Source organism: Lysinibacillus fusiformis (assembly GCF_003049525.1).
GTDB lineage: Bacteria > Bacillota > Bacilli > Bacillales_A > Planococcaceae > Lysinibacillus > Lysinibacillus fusiformis.
The window spans coordinates 1-540 of record NZ_PYWL01000038.1 but is presented as its reverse complement, the minus strand read 5'-3'; the positions used below and the strand labels follow the sequence as shown (position 1 = coordinate 540).

Below are 540 nucleotides of genomic sequence, written 5' to 3'. Positions count from 1 at the left end.
TGATACGATACTGAATGATTACCGTCCAAAGACGCTTATAGTGACTACGCCCAACCAGGAATACAATGTGCTCTATGAAATGGAAGAAAATATGCGTCATGATGATCACCGTTTTGAATGGACAAGAGCTGAATTTGTTCAAAAAGTAAAAGAGTGGACCTTGAATTCTCCTTATCAAATCAGCATTCAAGGGATTGGGGAGGAGCATCCGGCATACGGACATCCAACACAAATGGCCATTTTCAGAAGGGAGGAGGGAAGATGACAACAATCCATTTACCACATGCCGGAATTATCTTGCTTGTAGGACCTAGTAATACGGGTAAAACAACCCTATTAAATCAATTAATCGAAGAAAATCAGATTCTCACTTCTGAATTGGTCAGTTCTGACCAATTCCGTATTCTTGTAAGCGATATTGAGTTTATTAGCTGGAACGGGCGTCCAAAAGACGAAAGTGATGCACTTTTTGATGAATATCAACAAATATCCAATGCCGCATTTGATGCGATGGATTATGTCATTGCAAAACGAAGCAAA

1 protein-coding gene and 1 pseudogene are annotated in these 540 nt (G+C 39.8%); both read left to right on the top strand.

Annotated features, from left to right (window positions below; all coding sequences use genetic code 11):
• A pseudogene (locus C9J29_RS24470) lies at positions 1-265 on the top strand (3' terminal RNA ribose 2'-O-methyltransferase Hen1); the annotation flags it as partial.
• Positions 262-540: AAA family ATPase (locus tag C9J29_RS23960; RefSeq protein ID WP_201798439.1), on the top strand; the 279-nt coding region annotated here is incomplete at its 3' end. The pseudogene C9J29_RS24470 and the gene C9J29_RS23960, both read left to right, overlap by 4 nt.